Below are 17841 nucleotides of genomic sequence, written 5' to 3'. Positions count from 1 at the left end.
CATGAACACGCCCTGGATAGAATTTCTCGTACGCGAAGGCGCCACGCTGGAAGACTCCGGCATCCGTTTCGATGCTCCGGAAGCGGAGGTCGGCGCCGTGGAGGCCGGCACCGTGGTCGTGCCGCTGGTGCACCTCGGCCTGATCCGCTGCGCCGGCGACGACTCGGTCACCTTCCTGCACAACCTGTTGTCGAACGACGTCAAGAAGCTCGGGCCGCAGTCGGCGCAGTGGTCCAGCTTCAATACGCCCAAGGGCCGCATGCTCGCCAGCCTGCTGCTGTGGAACGACGACACCGGCCGGATGATCGCCGCCTCGGCCGACGTTCAGCCGATGCTGCAGAAGAAGCTGTCGATGTACGTGCTGCGCAGCAAGGTGAAGCTTGCCGACGCCACGCCGGACACCGTGCTGATCGGCGTGAGCGGAGCCGCCGCGGACGCTGCGCTGGCGAATGCCGGCATCGCCGCGCCGACTGCCCCGATGACGCAGTCGGTCGCCGGCGAAGTGCGCTGCATCCGGCTCGATCAGCGCAATCTCGTCGTCGCAGTGCCGGCGGCGGCTGCCCCCGAGGTCTTCACGAAACTAGCCGCAGGCGGCGCGACGAAGGCCGGAACGGCGGCGTGGCAACTCGCGATGATCCGCGCCGGCCTGCCGCTGATCACCGCGGCGACGCAGGAAGAGTTCGTCGCGCAGATGCTCAATTTCGAGGTCATCGGCGGCGTCAGTTTCAACAAGGGCTGCTACCCGGGCCAGGAGATCGTCGCCCGCACGCAGTACCTCGGCAAGCTCAAGAAGCGCATGTACCGCGTGCATGTGCCCGGTGACGCGCCTCCCGCTGTCGGTGCCGACCTGTTCACGCCGGAATTCGGCGACCAGTCGGCCGGCAAGCTCGTGAACGTCGTGGCCGCACCCAAGGGCGGCTTCGAAGCGCTGGCGGTAATGCAGATCAGTTGCGCCGAAGCCGGCGAGGTGCATCTGGGCAGCCCGCAGGGGCCGCAGCTGCAGTTCCTCGACCTGCCTTACGCACTGCCCGAAAAATGAGCGGCGACGCATCGGCCTGCGTGCATTACTTCGTCTATTACCGCGTCCGTGCCGATGCCGAGCACGAGGACGCGGAGGCGACCGTGCGCGCCATGCAGGCGGCGCTGGAACGACGCACCGGCGTCGCGGGGCGGCTGATGGAGCGGCGCGGCGACGCGGTGACGTGGATGGAAGTCTATGAGGGCGTGGCCGATCCGGACGCCTTCGAGGCGGCCCTGCGGATCGAGGCAGACGCGCACCGGGTCGCGAGCTTCGTCGAACCCGGTTCCGCGCGCCACATGGAACGCTTCGTCGAATGTGCCTGATCGTCGTCGGCTGGCACGCCCATCCGGCCTACCCGCTGGTCGTCGCCGCCAATCGTGACGAGTTTCTCGCCCGTCCGGCAGTTCCGGCGCACTGGTGGACCGACGCCCCCGACCTGCTCGCGGGTCGCGATCTCGAAGCGGGCGGGACGTGGATGGGCCTCAGCCGCGGCGGCCGGTTCGCCGCGCTGACCAACTACCGTGACCCGACCCTCCACCGTCCGGGCGCGCCGTCGCGCGGCACGCTGGTGCGCGACTGCCTGACCGGCAACGACGACGCAGACCGGCAGCTGCGGAAAGTGGCCGAGGTCAGTGCGCAATATGCGGCCTTCAACCTGCTGGTGAGTGACGGCCGGCAGCTGGGAATCCATGAGAGCACGACGGGTGCGGTGCGGATGCTCGACCCCGGCGTCTACGGGTTGTCGAACCATGTACTCGACACGCCCTGGCCCAAGGTGAAGCTGGCGCGCGAGCGTTTCGCCGCGGCGCTCGGCCGTCTGCCGGACACGGACGCGTTCCTCGAACTGCTGCGCGACGACGAACCGGCGCCCGATCAACATCTGCCGGAAACCGGTGTCAGCGCGGACTGGGAACGGTGGCTGTCGTCGGCGTTCATCCGTGCGCCGGGCTACGGTACGCGCTGCTCGACGCTGATCCTGGTGGATCACGGCGGCAAGGTGACCTTTCGCGAATGGTCCTGGAACGAGCGGGGCGAATTCGCGAGCGAAGTCACGCACCGCTTCACGGTCGCGGCCGGCGGCTGACGCCTTCAGGCGCGCGTCGGCGCCAGCGCGCGGCGCATCGTCTGATGGCGGATGCCCGCCTCGATGAAGATTTCCCCCTGCTGCTCGAAGCCGTGCCGTAGATAGAAGTCGACGGCGTCGATCTGGGCGTTCAGGACGACCTCGCGGAAGCCGAGGCGCGCGGCTTCGGTGACGAGGGCTTCGAGCATCAGCCCGCCGATTCCCCGGTTGCGCCACGGAGCGGCGACGGCCATGCGACCGATGTGGCCGTCGGGCAGCAGCCGGCCGGTGCCGACGACCTCGCCGGCCGCAGTCGTGGCGACGGCGTGGCGACAGTGCGGATCCCTGGCGTCGCGTTCGAGTTCGGCGGGCACGCCCTGCTCCATCACGAACACCTGTTCGCGCAGCGGCATCGCGAGCGCCGCGGCCGCGTCCCAGTCGAGAATCCGGATCGTCGGCACAGCGTCCAGGTTCGTCGTCTCAGCGATGTCCACTGCCGTCCCGGCCTGCACCAGGTCGAACAGCTCGATCACGTCGTCGTTGCGCATGCGGATGCAGCCGTGCGAGCGCGGCTCGCCCATCGGCTGATCGTCCGGCGTGCCGTGGATATAGATGTAGCGGCGCATCGAGTCGAGCTTGCCGAGACGGTTGCGCCCCGGCTCGCAGCCGCTGAGCCACAGGATGCGCGACAGGATCCAGTCGCGTCCGGGATGGGCCGCGGCGAGTTCCGGCGTCCAGATTTCCCCCGTCGGGCGCCGCCCGCGGAAGACCGCGGCCTTCGCGGCACCTGCGCCGATCTTCGCGCGGATGCGGTGACGGCCGCGCGGCGTGCAGCCACTGTCCCGGATTTCGCCCGGACCGTTCAGGGCAGTCGAAACGGCGTAGCGGCGGATGCACGCGCCATCTGCCCCGAAGAGGCTGAGGCGCTGGGCCGCGAGGTCGATCAGGATGCGCACGGCGGTCACGCGACGAGCGTGCGGCCGCGTCGGGCCGCGAAGAAGCTCGACAACAGGCCGCCGCACTCCTCGGCGAGCACGCCGCCCGCGATCGTCGCGTGATGGTTCAGGCGCGGTTCGGCGAAGAGGTCGATCACGCTGCCGGCGACGCCGGTCTTGGGGTCGCGCGCGCCGAACACGACGCGCGCAATGCGCGAATGCATGATCGCGCCGCAGCACATCGCACAGGGTTCGAGCGTGACGTACAGCTCGCAACCGGGCAGCCGGTAGTTTCCGAGCCGGGCCGCGGCGTCGCGCAGGGCCATCACTTCCGCATGGGCGGTGGGGTCGTGCCGCCCGATCGGCTGGTTGAAGCCGCGCCCCACGATCTCGCCGTCGAGCACGACGACGGCACCGACCGGCACTTCATCGCAACTCCCCGCCTCGCGCGCCTGCTCCAGGGCGGCACGCATGTAGTCTTCGTCATTCATCCCTTGCTCTCCATCCGGCGAAGTTTACTGGAGCGCGGCCCGAATGAGCCAGATTCGCGCAGCGCGGGCAGCAAATGGATGGCGGATCAACAATTTGCTTGAATCGTGGCCGATGTCACGGCCCCCCCTGCCGTTCCCACATAAAGTGTTGCAAACAACGGGAGGGGCCCCTGACCGAGCAGCACTGCTTCAGGGAGAACGCCGGCGCCGTGGGGCACGTACCGCCCACCGCCGGGCCGATCAGGGCAAAGGAGAAGAACAATGGACACCAATCGACTGCTTGCGCTTACCACGCTGTTGGCGGCGCTTTCGATGCCGGCATTCGCCAGCGCGGCACCTGTTGCCGTGGAGATCTCCGGCGGGAGCTGGAGTCAGGGCTCTGGTTGGAGCACTGCATGCACGAGCGCAGGCTGCGACGAGGGGCACAGCTTCCTTAACGCCAACTGGACCATCGACCCGGACCTTGCGGGAACGAGCTTCATGCTCACGGAGCTCGGCGACTTCGAGACGGTTCTTTTCGGCAAGGGCACCCTCGCCGAGGAGGATGCCGCGATCAGCACCAACGGCAGCGCATCCGAGGTCGATCACCTCGCCCTCGCAGCCGTGATCGAATTCGACGCGCCGGCCGGCGGCCCCGCGGATCTGGAAGCCACCGTGCAGGCCACGGTGGGCCCCTTCTGGGACAAGGGGGCCGGCCCGGCGAATACCGACCTCGCTGCGACTTTCCTGCCTTTCCTGCTCACGCTCGACAACGGTGGCGAGATCGAGATCAGTTTCTCGCCCGCGGTCTGGCTATGTGAAGGAAACAGCGGCCAGTGCACATGGAGCAAGCCGAGTCCGAACGATATCTATGCAAAATTCACGCTGACGAAGGCCCCGCTCGAGGCAGAGGCGACGGACGGTATCGTCGCGCAGGCGGTTCCTGAGCCTTCCTCCCTGCTGCTCATCGGCGCAGGGCTTGTCGGGCTGGGATTCGGACGTCGCCGGCAGAAGCCGGCCTGAACGAACGCCGCCCCCTGCGCGCCAAACGACGACGGGCGTCCGAAAGGACGCCCGTTTCGCTTCCGGCATTGCGCCATGAAGCGCGGCGACGGCGGGCAGCGGCCCGCCCCGCTCCAGGCAGATCAGGCCGCGGCCATCGCCTTTTCGAGCTTGGCCTTGAGGCGCTGGGCGGTCTTCTCGGCGCCGACGATGAAGCGGCTGTGCTTGCCGCGCGCGACTTCCTCGAGGGCGTCGCGGGCGGTGAACTCGAAGGTCACGGCCGGGCCGTTCACTTCGACGAGCTTCACGGTGATCTCCACCCACATGCCCAGCAGGGTCGCGCCGACGTGGTCGAGTTCGACGCGGGTGCCGACCGAATCTTTCCCGGCGTCGATGTTTTCCAGCAGCAGGTCGCGGCATACGACTTCGATGTCGTAGAGCAGCGCCGGGGTCGAGTAGACGCGGCAGTCGTCGCCCATGAAGCCGATGGTGCGGCCCTGGTCGATGTCGTAACGGCGGGTGGAGCTCAGGCCGGCTTTCAGTTCGCTCATCTTTCAGTCTCCTTCGTGTGAGGCGCCGGTCCAGGCCGGCGCCGGGTTCATTGCGGATCGGGTTACTGGTTGCGTTCGCGGATCGCGTCGGCGTCGAGGCGGGCCTCGACGTAGCGCGCGAGCGCCCGCGTGCCGCGGCCACAGTTGCGGAACACGCACACGCCCTGGTCCATCAGCTTCGCGGCCATCGCGTCGTAGAGCGAGCCGCCATCGACGATGCCGATGACGGGCTTGTCGGACTTCGCGGCGAGCGGCGGGTAGATGTGCACGGTCCCTTTCGGGTCCGACAGGTCGTAGCCGGGGCGCAGCCTGCTCGTCTCCAGGCCGCGGATCGACGGCGCGGTGGGGTCGAGGCCGACGACGACGGCGTCGATGTTGGGGTCGTCGAGGAAGGCTTCGGTGATCTGCAGGTGGGCCCCGTCGTCGGCGCCGGGGTTGATGTCGATGGGATTGCGCACCTCGACCAGCGCGTCGAGGCGCTTGGCGGCGAGGATGGCCTGCACGCGTTCGACCGTCGCGGCTTCGAGCGCACCCATCTCGAGCGAGGACGTCTCGGTCGCGATCGAGTCGGCCATGCCGACGGCCTCGAAGCCGGCACCGCTGATCGCCCCGAGGCGCTTGCCGACCTTCTTGCCGTGCAACGCGCCGGCGATGTAGAAGAGGTCGTCGAAGGCGTTGAAGTCCTCGGCGACGATCGCGCCGGCCTGGCGCAGCACGGCCTCGAAGAGAACCGGGTCGCCGGCAATCGACGCGGTATGGCCCATCACGCCGCCCGCGCCCGCTTCGCTGCGGCCGGACTTGTACACGACGACCTGCTTGCCGTTGAGCACCGCCTTGCGCACGGCGCGCGCAAAGTCGAGGCCGTCGCCATCCTTGAAGCCTTCGATGTAGATGCCGAGGGTGTCGATCTCCGGGCGATCGGCGAAGAAGCCGAGCATGTCGCCGTGCGTGAGGTCGGTCTGGTTGCCGAGCGCGAGCATGTAGGCCGGGTCGAGCCACGGGTTCTGCGAGATGCGCGTGATCATGAAGGCGCCGGACTGGCTCAGCATCACCGAGTTGCGTTGCGCCTTCTTCTGCGGCTTGGGCAGGCGCTCGAGCGGGATGAACCAGGAATCGTAGCCGCCCGGATGCGAGACGACGCCGAGGCAGTTCGCACCGAGGAAGACTGGGCCGCCGCCTGGATTGCCGTGGGCGGCGTTGATCTTCGCGGCGAGCGCGGCGGCGGGTTCGCGGCTCTTGGCGGTCTCGCCTAGGCCGCCGGGGATCAGCATCACGGATTCGACGGCGTCGGTTGCGATGATCTCATCGACAAGTTCATACACCGCGTCGTTAGGCACCGCGACGATCAGGAGATCGAGCTTCGCGGGCAGCGCGCGCAGGCTCTCGACGCAGCGCACGCCGTCGATCTCGGCCTCGCCGGGACGGATGATGGTCAGCTGGTCCTTCGGATAGCCACTGCCCATCAGGTTCTTCAGGATGATGCGGCCGAAGTTCATGCTCGTCGCGGACACGCCGATGATGCCGATCGACTGGGGGTGGATGAGCTTGTCGATCTTGTGCGCGGGACGCGGCAGGCGGCCTGCGACAGGCTGGCCGAATTCGACGCGTGCGACGCCGACCGTGGGCTTCTTCGCGAACTGCACCTGATCGAGCTCGAGCTGGCGGATCACGAATTCGGCCTGCGGGTTCTGCGCGGAATATTCGCGGCCGAGACCCAGCATCAGGCCGAAGCAGAATTCGAGGACCGGATCGGGCGCACGACGGCCATCGCGCTGGGCGAGCGCGGCCATCTTCTGGTAGGCGACGGTGCGGCGGAATAGACGCAGGAAATCTGGGGCGTCGGTGAGTTCGACCGACGCCGACACGGCGGCGCGGTCCTTGCGGAAGTTCGCGCGATCGAGCGCGCCGTCGAGACCGCCCTGCCCCGCCGTGAGCACCATGCCGAATTCGCGCGTATTTTCCAGCGCGATGCGCAGGTCGACGCCGCCGGGCACGCCTTCGGCGAGTACCGCGCCGAAGCTCGCGACGAAGCGTTCGCACTCCGCGGCGTCGAAGGCGTCCCGCCCCAGCCCTGTCGCCTGCCTGAACAGCTTGCCGGTCGCGGCGTTCAGCGCCTCACCGGGACTGATGGTTGTCCGATCGTTCACTATCGTGTCTCCGTGCTTACCACTCGTTTCCGGTGGCCGGTTAGTTGTTTTCTTCCCCTTGGCCCGCCACTTTTCGCCGCGTCAGCCTTTCGGCCGCTTGTCGATCACACGCTTGGCCTTGCCGACCTGGGTGCGCTCGATGCGGCCCGTCTCGACGATATGGACGTCCGCGCTCACCCCTACGCGGCTCTTGATCTCGTGCCGGACTTCGGCCGCGATCTTCGAGCGCTGCGCATCGTTGAGCCCGTCGGACAGGTCGTGGCGCACTTCGGCGAGCACGGTCAGTTCGTCCATGTGGCCCGGGCGCGTGATCTGCAGCTGGTAGTGGCCGCACAGGCTGTCGTGACGCAGGATGATTTCCTCGATCTGCGTCGGGAAGACGTTCACGCCACGGATGATCAGCATGTCGTCGCTGCGACCGGTGATTTTGCCCATGCGGCGCATCGTGCGCGCGGTGCCCGGCAGCAGCATCGTGAGGTCGCGCGTGCGATAGCGGATGATGGGCAGAGCTTCCTTCGACAGCGAGGTGAACACGAGTTCGCCCGGCGTGCCGTCGGGCAGCACTTCGCCGGTAACGGGGTCGATGATTTCCGGGTAGAAGTGGTCTTCCCAGATGTGCGGGCCGTCCTTGGTCTCGATGCACTCGCAGGCCACACCCGGCCCGATCACTTCCGAGAGGCCGTAGATGTCTATCGCGTCGATGCCCAGCCGCGTCTCGATCTCGCGGCGCATTTCGTTGGTCCACGGTTCGGCACCGAACACGCCGATGCGCAGCGTCGTCGAGGCGGGGTCGATGCCCTGCTCCTGCAGCCCGTCCGCCACCGTCAGCATGTAGGACGGGGTCGCCATCATCATGGTCGGCTTGAACTCGCGGATCAGCTGGATCTGCTTCTCGGTGTTGCCGCCGCCCATCGGTATCACGGTCGCACCGAGCGCCTCACCGCCGTAGTGGGCGCCGAGGCCGCCGGTGAAGAGGCCATAGCCGTAGGAGTTGAGGATGATGTCGTCGGGCGTGCCGCCCGCCGCGCGCAGCGAACGCGCCACCACCGAGCCCCACATCGCGATGTCGTTCCGGGTGTAGCCGACGACGGTCGGCAAACCGGTGGTACCGGACGAGGCATGCACGCGCACGATGTCGCGCATCGGCACCGCGAACAGTCCGTAAGGATAGTTCTCACGCAGCTCCTTCTTGGTCGTGAAGGGGAAGCGCGAGAGGTCAGAGAGCTGCTTCAGGTCCGACGGATGCACACCCGCCGCGTCGAAGGCCTGCTTGTAATGCGCGACGTTGTCGTAGGCATGTTGCAGGCTCCACTTGAGCCGTTCGAGCTGCAGCGCAGCGAGTTCGTCGCGGCTGGCCTTCTCGATCGGATCGAGCGTCTCCGGTGCCGCGCCCTTCCCCGTTGCCCCCTTCGGTGCTGCGAAACCATCCCTAGCCGACATGTGCATGCTCCGTCATACGTTCCACGAATTTCTGGTTTTCCACGACCTTCTTCTGAATGTGCTCGACCTGCTCCGGCGCCAGGTGGCGGAAGCGGCCCATCGCCTTGAGGTACTCGGTGACCGGCAGCGGGTTGTCCACCGACTTGGTGAAGTGCAGCCCGTCCTGCGGCGTGTACTCCCACAGCATCACGAAGTTGGTCTCGACCGCCTTGCGCGCGACTTCCATGTTCAGGTTCGACGGGAAGCGCCAGCCGGTCGTGCAGGGCGAATACACATGCAGGTACGCGAAGCCGGTCTTCGACGCCAGGATCGCCTTGTCGAGCTTCTCGTACAGGTCCTCCATGTACGCGGTGGACGCCGTCGCGACGTAGGCGCAGCGGTGGTTCACCATGATCAGCGGGAGGTTCTTCGCATCCTGCGTCTTGCCGCGCGAGGTCTCCCCGACCGGCGTCGTCGAGGTCCAGGCGCCGTATGGCGTGCAGCTCGAACGCTGCATGCCGGTGTTCATGTAGCCCTCGTTGTCCACCACCATGAAGAGCATCTGCTCGCCGCGCTCGGCCGCACCGGACAGCGACTGGAAGCCGACGTCGGATGCGCCGCCATCGCCGGCGATCGCGAGCGCCTGCACCTCGCGCCCGACGCGCTTGTACTGGCGCTTGATGCCGGCAAGCATCGCTGCGGTGTTGGTGAGCAGCGGATGGAAGACCGGGATCTTGGTGCCGGTCGTGCCGTTGAAGCCCACCGAGCCCATGCCCGGCACGCAGCCCGGCGGCGTCGCGAGCACGGTGTCGGGGCCGACGCGGCGCAGCGTGTGGCGCATCAGCAGTTCGGTGTTGCAGCCCTGGCAGCCGGCGAGGCCGGGGGCGAAGAGGTCTTCCCAGTCGCCAACCTCGTTGTAGATGTTGGCGGTGGTGATGTACTTCAGCGCGCCGTGCGGACAGGCGGGTACGCAGGCGGGGTTGCCGTCGCAGGTGTCGCACTTGGACACGTGCCCCGCGGTTTCATCCAGCGCGATGCCGGCATACGAACAGCCGACCGTGCACAACAGGCAATCGACGCACTTGGATGCGTCCCAGCCGATCACACCGGTGGTGCCGTCCTTGTTCAAGGCGCCCGCCGGGCACACCGTGACGCACTTCGGGTCGGCACACTGGCGGCACAGCGCCAGTTCGAAGTCTTTCTCCCGGCCGTAGATCTGGATGCGCGAACGCGCGACATCGTCCGTGCCGGTCTTGGCCTGCGCGCAGGCCTTCATGCAATCGCCGCAACCGTCGCACTTGGCGGGGTCGAAGGCGATCGTGCTGTAAGCTCGTCCCATTGATTGCTCCTTAGCGCCAGGTCTGCGACATGATTTCGCGGCCCACGGCGAGCGGGTTCGCGACGAAGCGCTCGCGCAGCGCCGTGAGGTCGATGCGGCGCAGGATCAGCTGGGCCATCACCCCGCCGTCGAAGAATTCATTCACGCCGAAGATGCCGCTGAGGCAACCGTCGGCGCCGAAGATCGCCTTGAGGTAGCGACCGGTCTGCTCGTCGAAGCGCGTGACGACCTCGCCGCCTTCGGGCACCTTGCTCGAGCCCACCGAGATCGCATGGCGGCCGAAGAAGTGATAGGTGTTGAGCGGCACGCCGCCGGCGTAGTCCTGGATGCCGGGGTCGCCCGCCATCGCCATGCCGGCCACCCGCCCCTGGATCGTCGCGTCGGGCAGGATCGCGTTCATCATCGGGGTGCCGGTGAAGAAGCCGCGCGCCTGCGCGCAGTCGCCCGCCGCCCACACGTTGGCGACGGTGGTCTGCATGCGGTCGTCGACGACGATGCCCTGCTGGTGCTCGACACCGGAGCCGTTGAGGTAGGCCATCTCAGGCTTCACACCGGTCGCGACCAGCAGCAGATCCGCTTCCAGCGTCGTGCCGTTTTCCAGCGTCAGCTTCGCGCCGGCCGCGGTGGGTTCGAGGCGCACGACGCGGCTGCCGGTCATGATCTTCGCGCCCGCATCGCGGAAGGCCTGCTCGATCATGTCGGCGGCGACTTTGTCGAAGTAGCCCGAGGTGAGCTGGTCGCTCATCTCGACGATGGTGACGCTCGCCCCCGCCTTCACGAGGTTCTCGGCGGCGTGCATGCCGACGAGGCCCGCGCCGAGCACGACGGCCTGTTTCGACGCGCCGATCGCGCCGCGCAGCTTCAGCGCGTCGTCGAGGGTGCGCAGCACGTGGAAGGAGACGGTGTCGATGCCGGGAATCGGCGGGATCGCGGGCGAGGCGCCGGTCGCGAGCAGGAGTTTTTCGTAAACGATGCTGGAACCGTCCGCGAGCTCGGCAGTGTTCTCGTCGGCGTGCAGTACCTTCAGCGCCGACTCCGGCCGGTAGCTCACCTTGTTGCGCGCGAAGAAGTCTTCGTCGCGCAGGAAGATGCGCGCGGGTGCGGACTTGCCGGACACGACGTAGGGCAGCACGGTCGGCGAGTACGGCAGGTGCGAATCGCGCGTGACGACGGTGAGGCTGCCCTCCGGGTCGTGCATGCGGATTGCGTTGATCGCCTCGAGCGCGGCATGGCTGCTGCCAGCGATGAGGTATTTGGTGTGTTCGATGGCTCGGTCCATGCTGGCCTCAATCCTGTTCGTTGAGCCACACCGGCTCGGTGGGCGCGGGCGCGCCGTTGAGCAGCGCTTCGGTGTCGGCGATCACGCGATGCACGTGCGGGATCGTAATGTCCGCGCCGGCCAACCCGCCGATGAAGCTCATCGACGGGATATGGCGGCCGAGGCGGTAGAGCACGCCCAGCGTCTCCTGGTACATCGGCCCGCAGTTCCAGCGGAAGCCCACCGAGCGGTCGATCACGCCCAGGGCCTTGACCTTGCCCAGCGCCTTCATCAGCGCGTCCACCGGGAAGGGGCTGAAGGTCTTGATCTTGATGAGGCCGACCTTCTTGCCGGCGTCGCGCGCTTCGTCCACGGCGTCCTTGGCGGCGCCGGTCATGCTGCCCAGCGTCATGATCGCGAACTCGGCGTCGTCGAGCCGGTATTCCTCGACCAGCGGCGCGAAGCTGCGGCCGATGCGCTTCGCCCAGTCCGCATGCACTTCCTCGATCACGGACAGCGCGTTCTGCATGCCGCGGCACTGGCCCTTGCGGTAGCGCACGAAGGTCTGCGGCCCCTTGCCGGTGGTACCGCCGGTGAGCGGATCGACCGCCATCGGGCGCAGCGGGTCGAGCGCGACGTGCCAGTTCACGTTCTTCTCGCCCATGAAGGCGTCGACGTCGGCCTGGTCGGGCAGCTCGACGCGCGAGGCACCGTAGGAGAGGTAGTTGCCGTCGAGACACACGTTCACCGGCAGCATGACGTCGTGGTGCTCGGCGATCTTGAAGGCCATCACGGTGGTGTCGAGCACTTCCTGCACGCTCTCGCAATACACCTGGATCCAGCCCGCCTCGCGCACCGTCATCGCGTCCTGGTGGCCGCCCCACACCGACTGCGGCGTAATGCCGTCGCGCGTGACGATGGTGAGCACGATCGGCAGGCGCATGCCGGAGGTGCGGAAGTAGGGTTCGAACATGAAGGCGAGGCCCGGGCCGCAGGTCGCGGTGTAGGTGCGCGCACCGGCGAGCGCGCCGCCCTGCAGCACCGACAGCACCGAGTGTTCGCCTTCGGCATCGACGATGTCGGCGTCCATCCGGCCGTCCGCGATCAGCTTCGCCAGGTGCTCGACGAGCGAGGATTGCGGCGTGATCGGGTACACCGACACCATGTCGGGGCGGGCAAGCGCCACGCCCAGCGCGGCCGCTTCATTGCCTTCGGCGAGGATCACCTTCTGCTTGCGCGGCGCCTCGGCGGCCGCCGTCTTTTCCAGCGTGGCTGTCGTCATTGGGTTTCCCCCACCATCGTGATCGCCCGCTGCGGGCACTCGTTGGCACAGATGCCACAGCCCTTGCAGGTCTTGAGATTGAAGTCGAACCACGCGGCGTGTTCCTCGACGCACTGCACCGGGCAGTACAGCCAGCACACCGCGCACTTCACGCATTTGTCGCGGTTCACGACCGGCCGCATGCTGCGCCAGTCGCCCGGCAGCATCGGGCTGACGACGGTCGCGACCGGGCAGAGGTCGTCGGGCACGCCTGCCTGCTCGAGGTTGAAGAGCGGATAACTGTGGTGCCGGCTCATGCCGCGGCCCTCCTTTCGATCTGGTGCACGACGACCTCGGCGTAGCCGCGTTCGAGCGCCGTCATGTTCTGCGCGAGGCCGGCGTCGCGGAAATCCGAGTCCTCGAGCGCCCGCTTGAGCGAATCGAGCGACACGACCCCGGTCGTCCTCGCGAAGGCGCCCAGCATCAGCGTGTTGGTGATCGGGCGTTTGAAGATCTCCAGCGCGATCTTCACCGCGTCGAGCAGGCCCACGGTCGTGACACAGTCGGGCAGCGTGAGCTCGGACAGCGGCTGGTGCGTCGCCTGCACCAAAGTGCCACCCGCCTTCATGCCGGCGAAGATATCGACGGATTTCATCAGCGTCGGATCGACGCACACGATGCAGTCGGGCTGGTAGATGTTGGTGAGCTGGCGGATCTCGCGTTCGCTCATGCGCAGGAAGGACACCACCGGCGCGCCGCGGCGCTCGAACCCGAAGGACGGGATCGATACCGCGTACTTGCCTTCCTCGACCATCGCCGCGGCCAGGATGCCCGACGCCATCACCGAACCCTGGCCGCCACGGCCATGGAATCGCACTTCGTACATCTCGTCTCCTCCTGCGTTGCAGGGGCGGGACTCGCTGGCCCCGCGTTGTTGTTCAGATGCTGACTTCGCAGGGCGGAAAAGCGAAGCGCCCTTCCGCCGTTTGTGCTTCTAATGAACCTTGCATGCCGCGGATAACGCTTCGCTCATCCGCCCTACGCCCCGCCCCAACCGGGTTTCACCGCCGGACCGGCCGTGCCGCGACCACGCACCGGCAGGTGCGGAATCGCGAAACCCTGCGTGTAGGCCGCGCGGCGCACCAGCGTGTATTTGAACCACCAGCCACCCGCGACGGCGACCAGCCCGGCAAGGATCAAGGCCGGACTCGCCAGCGGCGCACCGAGCACGCCGACCAGCAGCAGGATCGCCGGCAACAGGTTGCCGTACTTCAGGAACTGCCCGTCGATTGCGGACAGCGCGCGCAGGCTGCCTTCCGGCGCACCGTCGCCGCGCAGGCCGCGCAGGTAATTGCGCCACAGCAGCACGCGGACCAGCAGCAGCGCCAACACTCCGGCCGCCACCGCGATCTGCCCGGCGACCTGCGGGATCACGAAGGGCGCCGCGACCGCGAGCAGGCTCGCGCCTTCGGCGAATCCGGTCGCCGCCACGACGGGCATGCAGCGCGGATGCCGCCAGGCGGGGATGCCCTTGTCGGCCGCGAGGATGCGCGCCTGCGCATAGACAAAGCACGCACCGAAAATCCCGGTGAGCAGCACGAACAGGCTCTGTCCCGTCGCCAGCGCCAGCACGCCGGAGCCGAACACGAAGGGCGCCACGGCGGCCTCGCGCGTCATCCACGAGGTCGCCAGGTGCCGATATACGTTGAGCGCACGCCACGGCTTGCCGATCTCGAACCACACGCAGGTGAGCCCGATGCCGATCAGCGCCATGCCGGCCACGAGCAGAGCGCGCACGTCCGTGCCCCACAGGCTGGCGAAGGCCGCAAAGGCGAGCAAGCCGCCGCCCGTGCCGCCGGCGATGAAGTTCGACGCCGCGCGCCAGTCCCAGTTGTGCTGTTGCCGCGGCCCCACGCGGTCGCCGGGGCGGGGCTTTCCCGATTTCGTGCTCATGTCAGGCCCGCTCCTCACGCTTTATCCCAGATGTAATACACGCCCGGCCCGGTGCCGAGTTCCTCGTGCATGCGGAAAGTCTTGTTCTCGGCGAGCAGGCGGCTGACCTTGCTGTTCGGGTCGTCGATGTCACCGAAGGCCATCGCCCCCGAGATGCAGGAATTCACGCAGGCCGGCGTCACGTCCGGGTCGCGCCCCGGCACCTGCCCCGTCTTCGCGGCAAGGTCGATGCGGTCGATGCAGAAGGTGCATTTCATCGACACCGAGATGCGCGCCGGGTCGAAGCGCACTTCCTCCGACTTGATCGGCTTGTCGCCGTAGGCGAACTTCACTTCATGCACGATCGAGCGCGCCTCGTACGGACAGGCCATCACGCAGTTCGCACAGCCGATGCAGGTGTCGTAGTCGATGGCGACGAGGCCGTCGGGGCGCTTGGTCGTGGCCTTGGTCGGGCAGACCTCCTCGCACGGCGGCTCGTCGCAGTGCATGCAGGCGACCGGCACGAAGCTGCGGCGGACGTCCGGGAATTCCCCTGTCTCGAGGTCCAGCACGCGGCGCCACTGCACCCCCGGCGGGGTCGCGTTGGCGTTCTTGCACGCGGCGGTACAGGTCTGGCAGCCCACGCAGCGGCGCAGGTCGATGGCCATCACGTAGCGGGTCATACAACCTCCTTGCGTTCGACCTTGCGCACCGCGACCCGCACGATGTCCGAGCCGGAACCGGTCGCATCCGTCAGCTCCATCGACATCGGCGCGATGGTGTTCAGGCTCGGCATGCCGAAGTCCTTGGCGAGCGGGGTCGCCCAGTGGTCGAACTGGCCGAGGATCACCAAGGTGTCGGGACGCACGCCCTGGGCGAGCACCGCGTCGCCGTAGGTCGCGCCGATGTGCGAGCGCACCTCGATGCGGTCGCCGTCGGCAATGCCGAGGCTCTTCGCGGTCTTGGCGTTGATGATCACGCCGGTATGGCCGCGCACGTTCTGCGAGACCTCGCGCATCAGCGCGATGCTGGCGTTGCCGCCGGTGTGGTACTGCATGCTCTTGGTCGCCAGCAGCCACAGCGGGAAATCCTCGGGCTTGCCGCCGGCGTTGGCGATCTGCTGCGTCCAGCGGCCCGGCACGTCGTGCCACTCGGGCAGCGCCGCGTATTCGGAAAGCTGCTCGTCCCACCAGTGCATCTTGTGCTCATGCAGGCGGTTGCCGAGCTCGCGGCCGATGCGCAGCAGGCGCTCCTGGTAGGGCATCTCGTAGCGCAGGCCCTGCTTTTCCAGCGTGGGGCTCAGGTACCACTCGGTCTTGGACATCGGCACGGTGTAGAAGCCATGCTCCTTGAACCACTCCAGATCATGCACCTCGCGCCCTTCGCTCAGGCTCGCACTCGACGCACGGCACACGGCGTCCCAGATCTCCTCGACGCCGTGCTCCTTGCTCGCGTCGAGGCTGTAGTCGTAGCCGTCCGCCTTCAGCGGCGCGCCGCCGCCCGCGCCGCGATTCAGCGCGTTGTTGTAGGCCTCCAGCAGCCCCGTGCGCTTGGCGAGCTGGGTGCTGATCCAGGTGAAGTCGCGCGTATCGCCCTGCGGTTCGACCGCCGGCTGGCGCAGCACGACGCCGCGGTGCTCCCAGAACTGCTCTACGAACTTGGTGCCGCCAACCTTGATCATCTGCAGCGATTCGAGGTCGGTCGCCTCGGGCAGCAGCAGGTCGGCCATCCAGTTCGTCTCGTCCAGCGTGTAGGCGAAGGACACCGTGAAGGGGAACTTCGCGATCTCCTCGACCAGCGTGCGCGTGTCCCAGAACGAGATCGCCGGATTGGTGCGGTAGATGAACCACACGTCGGGCAGCGTCGGCGGGGGCATGTTCCAGTCCGACGGCACTTCGCGCTGGAACATCCACGCAAGTTGCGTCGGCCCCAGCGCCTGGCTCCACGCGGTGTTGCCGACGATGGGCACCAGCGTGCGGTGGATGTTGCGCCCGGTGGGCTTCGCGACCCAGTGTTCCTTGTCGGTCGGGTTGAAGTACTGCGCCATGAAGCCGTCTTCACCGGCCTTCACGCTCAGCAGGCGGTTGTCGTGCGGGCGGTTCAGGCGCACCGTCGTACCCAGCGTGCCGCCGGGGTTTTCCAGGGCACCGACCAGCGTCGCGAGCAACGTGCGCGCCCAGCAGCATTCGAACGCACCCCAGCCGTTGTTCACCGACTTGCCCAGCGTGACCGCGACGGGACGCAGCGGCAGGGTCTGGCCGTCGATCTCGATGGTCTCGCCGATCGAGGCGTTTTCCAGGTATTCGTTGGCGATGCGGCGGATCGTCGCGGCGGGCACGTCGCAGATCGACTCGGCCCATTCGGGCGTGTATTTCGCCATGTGCTCGACGAGCTTCGTGTAGGCGGTGACGCCCTCGGCGACGTCGAACTGCTGCCGCGCATCGTCCGCGTCGATGCTGATCGCACCTTCCACGCGGAAGCGACCCGCGACCGCCGGCACCGCGCCTGCCGTGTCGAAGGGCACCGCGCGGCCACTACATTCATCCCACAACAGCGGCTTGCCCGATTCCGCGTCACGCAGGTACAGGCCGTCGGGTCCGACCAGGTACGGCGACGAGCTGCGATCGCGCAGGAAAGCCACATCGAGCTTGTCCAGCCCCTGCTCGCACACCAGCACGTGGATCAGCGCGAACATGAAGGCCGGGTCGGTCTTCGGGCGGATCGGCACCCATTCGGCCGAACAGGCGCCCGTCACCGACAGGTGCGGCTCGACCTGCACGCGCTTGTAGCCACGCACGCGGGCGTCGGCGTGGCGCGTCACCGCACAGGGGCCGCCCGAGGCTTCGACGTTCGAGCCGATCGAGATCACGTAGCGCGCGAGCGGCGTGTCGGCCGCGACCGTGAAGCCACGATGCCAGAACTCGCCGTAGAGGTGCTCGGAATGCACGCACTTCACGCCCTGGCCGGAGCCGAAGCTGTAGTCGATCGGGCCCCACGCGGCGAGGAAGGCCGGCAGCGAGCCCATGTACATGCCGGGCGTGCCGCCATGACCGAAGGTCGCAGCAACACGCGGCAGGCCGGAGTCATCGACCAGCCCCTTCGCGCGCACCGAGGTCAGCTTCGCGCTGACCAGGTCCAGCGCCTCGTCCCACGAGATCGGCACGAAGCCCGGATCCTCATTGCGCCCCTTCTTCGGGTTGGTGCGCTTCATCGGCTGCAGCACGCGGTGCGGGTTGTAGGTCTTCTGCACCAGGCCGTAGGCCTTCACGCACACGCGGCCGCGCGCTGGGTGGATGTCTTCGGCGGCGAAGTTCGGCTCGATCTCGGTCGCGACACCGTCGACGACCTTTACGTTCATGAAATCCGGCCCGGCCACGCAGTTGTAGCAATAGGTCGGGACCTTCCGCACCGATTGCGGATTGGTAGTTGAGGACATGTCTCCC

17 protein-coding genes and 1 pseudogene are annotated in these 17841 nt (G+C 67.5%); 4 read left to right on the top strand and 14 right to left on the bottom strand.

Going from position 1 to position 17841, the window contains the following annotated elements:
- The first annotated feature begins 1 nt into the window (after position 1).
- Genes ygfZ through BW991_RS18580 form a run of 3 tightly spaced genes read left to right on the top strand, consistent with a single transcriptional unit; the run spans position 2 to position 2105 of the window.
- Complete coding sequence (gene ygfZ / locus BW991_RS18590; RefSeq protein WP_076603617.1) at positions 2 to 1039, top strand: CAF17-like 4Fe-4S cluster assembly/insertion protein YgfZ; 1038 nt, start codon at positions 2 to 4, stop codon at positions 1037 to 1039.
- Positions 1036 to 1344 (top strand): DUF4936 family protein, encoded by a 309-nt coding sequence (locus BW991_RS18585; RefSeq protein ID WP_076603616.1) that lies wholly within the window; start codon positions 1036 to 1038, stop codon positions 1342 to 1344. Before ygfZ ends, BW991_RS18585 begins: the two co-directional genes overlap by 4 nt.
- Positions 1335 to 2105 (top strand): NRDE family protein, encoded by a 771-nt coding sequence (locus BW991_RS18580; RefSeq protein ID WP_076603615.1) that lies wholly within the window; start codon positions 1335 to 1337, stop codon positions 2103 to 2105. Before BW991_RS18585 ends, BW991_RS18580 begins: the two co-directional genes overlap by 10 nt.
- A 5-nt stretch (positions 2106 to 2110) precedes the next feature.
- On the opposite strand, the gene BW991_RS24035 is transcribed toward BW991_RS18580, so the two are convergent.
- The 3 genes and pseudogenes from BW991_RS24035 to tadA all read right to left on the bottom strand — a co-directional run bounded on the left by BW991_RS24035 (position 2111) and on the right by tadA (position 3510).
- Positions 2111 to 2497, bottom strand: coding sequence for a GNAT family N-acetyltransferase (locus tag BW991_RS24035; RefSeq protein ID WP_244551761.1), 387 nt, complete (start codon positions 2495 to 2497; stop codon positions 2111 to 2113).
- A 66-nt stretch (positions 2498 to 2563) separates the two neighbouring features.
- Positions 2564 to 3040 (bottom strand): annotated as a pseudogene (locus tag BW991_RS24240) (L,D-transpeptidase family protein); the annotation flags it as partial.
- Positions 3041 to 3045: 5 nt separating this feature from the next.
- Positions 3046 to 3510, bottom strand: coding sequence for a tRNA adenosine(34) deaminase TadA (gene tadA, locus BW991_RS18565; protein WP_076603614.1), 465 nt, complete (start codon positions 3508 to 3510; stop codon positions 3046 to 3048).
- 261 nt (positions 3511 to 3771) lie between these two features.
- Between tadA and BW991_RS18560 the strand changes: the two genes are divergently transcribed.
- The gene (locus BW991_RS18560) at positions 3772 to 4512 is read left to right on the top strand and encodes a PEP-CTERM sorting domain-containing protein (protein WP_076603613.1); all 741 of its coding nucleotides are present in this window, start codon (positions 3772 to 3774) and stop codon (positions 4510 to 4512) included.
- Positions 4513 to 4634: 122 nt separating this feature from the next.
- On the opposite strand, the gene BW991_RS18555 is transcribed toward BW991_RS18560, so the two are convergent.
- From BW991_RS18555 to BW991_RS18505, 11 genes are all read right to left on the bottom strand, one after another.
- Positions 4635 to 5042 carry a thioesterase family protein gene (locus BW991_RS18555; RefSeq protein WP_076603612.1) on the bottom strand — a complete coding sequence of 136 codons (408 nt, stop codon included), beginning with the start codon at positions 5040 to 5042 and terminating at the stop codon, positions 4635 to 4637.
- A 62-nt stretch (positions 5043 to 5104) separates the two neighbouring features.
- Positions 5105 to 7189: a CoA-binding protein gene (locus BW991_RS18550; protein ID WP_076603611.1), complete on the bottom strand. Its 2085-nt coding sequence runs from the start codon at positions 7187 to 7189 to the stop codon at positions 5105 to 5107.
- Between the two features lie 81 nt (positions 7190 to 7270).
- Complete coding sequence (paaK, locus tag BW991_RS18545; protein WP_076603688.1) at positions 7271 to 8629, bottom strand: phenylacetate--CoA ligase PaaK; 1359 nt, start codon at positions 8627 to 8629, stop codon at positions 7271 to 7273.
- The gene (gene padI / locus BW991_RS18540) at positions 8619 to 9947 is read right to left on the bottom strand and encodes an NADH-dependent phenylglyoxylate dehydrogenase subunit beta (protein ID WP_076603610.1); all 1329 of its coding nucleotides are present in this window, start codon (positions 9945 to 9947) and stop codon (positions 8619 to 8621) included. Before padI ends, paaK begins: the two co-directional genes overlap by 11 nt.
- Before the next feature lie 10 nt (positions 9948 to 9957).
- Positions 9958 to 11226, bottom strand: coding sequence for an NADH-dependent phenylglyoxylate dehydrogenase subunit epsilon (padH, locus tag BW991_RS18535; protein WP_076603609.1), 1269 nt, complete (start codon positions 11224 to 11226; stop codon positions 9958 to 9960).
- Positions 11227 to 11233: 7 nt separating this feature from the next.
- Entirely contained in the window at positions 11234 to 12487 is a 1254-nt protein-coding gene (gene padG / locus BW991_RS18530) for an NADH-dependent phenylglyoxylate dehydrogenase subunit alpha (RefSeq protein ID WP_076603608.1), read from the bottom strand.
- Positions 12484 to 12783 (bottom strand): NADH-dependent phenylglyoxylate dehydrogenase subunit delta, encoded by a 300-nt coding sequence (gene padF, locus BW991_RS18525; RefSeq protein WP_076603607.1) that lies wholly within the window; start codon positions 12781 to 12783, stop codon positions 12484 to 12486. The genes padG and padF overlap by 4 nt, the downstream gene beginning before the upstream one ends.
- Positions 12780 to 13352, bottom strand: a complete 573-nt coding sequence (padE, locus tag BW991_RS18520; protein ID WP_076603606.1) for an NADH-dependent phenylglyoxylate dehydrogenase subunit gamma — start codon at positions 13350 to 13352, stop codon at positions 12780 to 12782. Before padE ends, padF begins: the two co-directional genes overlap by 4 nt.
- A gap of 152 nt (positions 13353 to 13504) precedes the next feature.
- Positions 13505 to 14419 (bottom strand): DmsC/YnfH family molybdoenzyme membrane anchor subunit, encoded by a 915-nt coding sequence (locus BW991_RS18515; protein WP_076603605.1) that lies wholly within the window; start codon positions 14417 to 14419, stop codon positions 13505 to 13507.
- A gap of 14 nt (positions 14420 to 14433) precedes the next feature.
- Positions 14434 to 15081, bottom strand: a complete 648-nt coding sequence (locus BW991_RS18510) for a 4Fe-4S dicluster domain-containing protein (RefSeq protein ID WP_076603604.1) — start codon at positions 15079 to 15081, stop codon at positions 14434 to 14436.
- Complete coding sequence (locus BW991_RS18505; RefSeq protein WP_076603603.1) at positions 15078 to 17834, bottom strand: molybdopterin-dependent oxidoreductase; 2757 nt, start codon at positions 17832 to 17834, stop codon at positions 15078 to 15080. Before BW991_RS18505 ends, BW991_RS18510 begins: the two co-directional genes overlap by 4 nt.
- Between the last annotated feature and the right edge of the window lie 7 nt (positions 17835 to 17841).

Source organism: Aromatoleum tolulyticum (genome assembly GCF_900156155.1).
Taxonomy (GTDB): Bacteria; Pseudomonadota; Gammaproteobacteria; order Burkholderiales; family Rhodocyclaceae; genus Aromatoleum; species Aromatoleum tolulyticum.
The sequence above is the reverse complement of the archived record's forward strand: the minus strand, read 5'-3'. Positions and strand labels throughout refer to the sequence as shown.

What these genes read in the sequence shown, in the direction of transcription:
- paaK (WP_076603688.1), bottom strand. Translation starts at nt 8,629, where the DNA reads ATGTCGGCTAGGGATGGTTTCGCAGCACCGAAGGGGGCAACGGGGAAG.
- padE (WP_076603606.1), bottom strand. Translation starts at nt 13,352, where the DNA reads ATGTACGAAGTGCGATTCCATGGCCGTGGCGGCCAGGGTTCGGTGATG.
- padG (WP_076603608.1), bottom strand. Translation starts at nt 12,487, where the DNA reads ATGACGACAGCCACGCTGGAAAAGACGGCGGCCGCCGAGGCGCCGCGC.
- BW991_RS18560 (WP_076603613.1), top strand. Translation starts at nt 3,772, where the DNA reads ATGGACACCAATCGACTGCTTGCGCTTACCACGCTGTTGGCGGCGCTT.
- BW991_RS18515 (WP_076603605.1), bottom strand. Translation starts at nt 14,419, where the DNA reads ATGAGCACGAAATCGGGAAAGCCCCGCCCCGGCGACCGCGTGGGGCCG.
- BW991_RS18580 (WP_076603615.1), top strand. Translation starts at nt 1,335, where the DNA reads ATGTGCCTGATCGTCGTCGGCTGGCACGCCCATCCGGCCTACCCGCTG.
- BW991_RS24035 (WP_244551761.1), bottom strand. Translation starts at nt 2,497, where the DNA reads ATGCCGCTGCGCGAACAGGTGTTCGTGATGGAGCAGGGCGTGCCCGCC.
- ygfZ (WP_076603617.1), top strand. Translation starts at nt 2, where the DNA reads ATGAACACGCCCTGGATAGAATTTCTCGTACGCGAAGGCGCCACGCTG.
- BW991_RS18505 (WP_076603603.1), bottom strand. Translation starts at nt 17,834, where the DNA reads ATGTCCTCAACTACCAATCCGCAATCGGTGCGGAAGGTCCCGACCTAT.
- BW991_RS18510 (WP_076603604.1), bottom strand. Translation starts at nt 15,081, where the DNA reads ATGACCCGCTACGTGATGGCCATCGACCTGCGCCGCTGCGTGGGCTGC.
- BW991_RS18555 (WP_076603612.1), bottom strand. Translation starts at nt 5,042, where the DNA reads ATGAGCGAACTGAAAGCCGGCCTGAGCTCCACCCGCCGTTACGACATC.
- BW991_RS18585 (WP_076603616.1), top strand. Translation starts at nt 1,036, where the DNA reads ATGAGCGGCGACGCATCGGCCTGCGTGCATTACTTCGTCTATTACCGC.
- padF (WP_076603607.1), bottom strand. Translation starts at nt 12,783, where the DNA reads ATGAGCCGGCACCACAGTTATCCGCTCTTCAACCTCGAGCAGGCAGGC.
- padI (WP_076603610.1), bottom strand. Translation starts at nt 9,947, where the DNA reads ATGGGACGAGCTTACAGCACGATCGCCTTCGACCCCGCCAAGTGCGAC.
- padH (WP_076603609.1), bottom strand. Translation starts at nt 11,226, where the DNA reads ATGGACCGAGCCATCGAACACACCAAATACCTCATCGCTGGCAGCAGC.
- tadA (WP_076603614.1), bottom strand. Translation starts at nt 3,510, where the DNA reads ATGAATGACGAAGACTACATGCGTGCCGCCCTGGAGCAGGCGCGCGAG.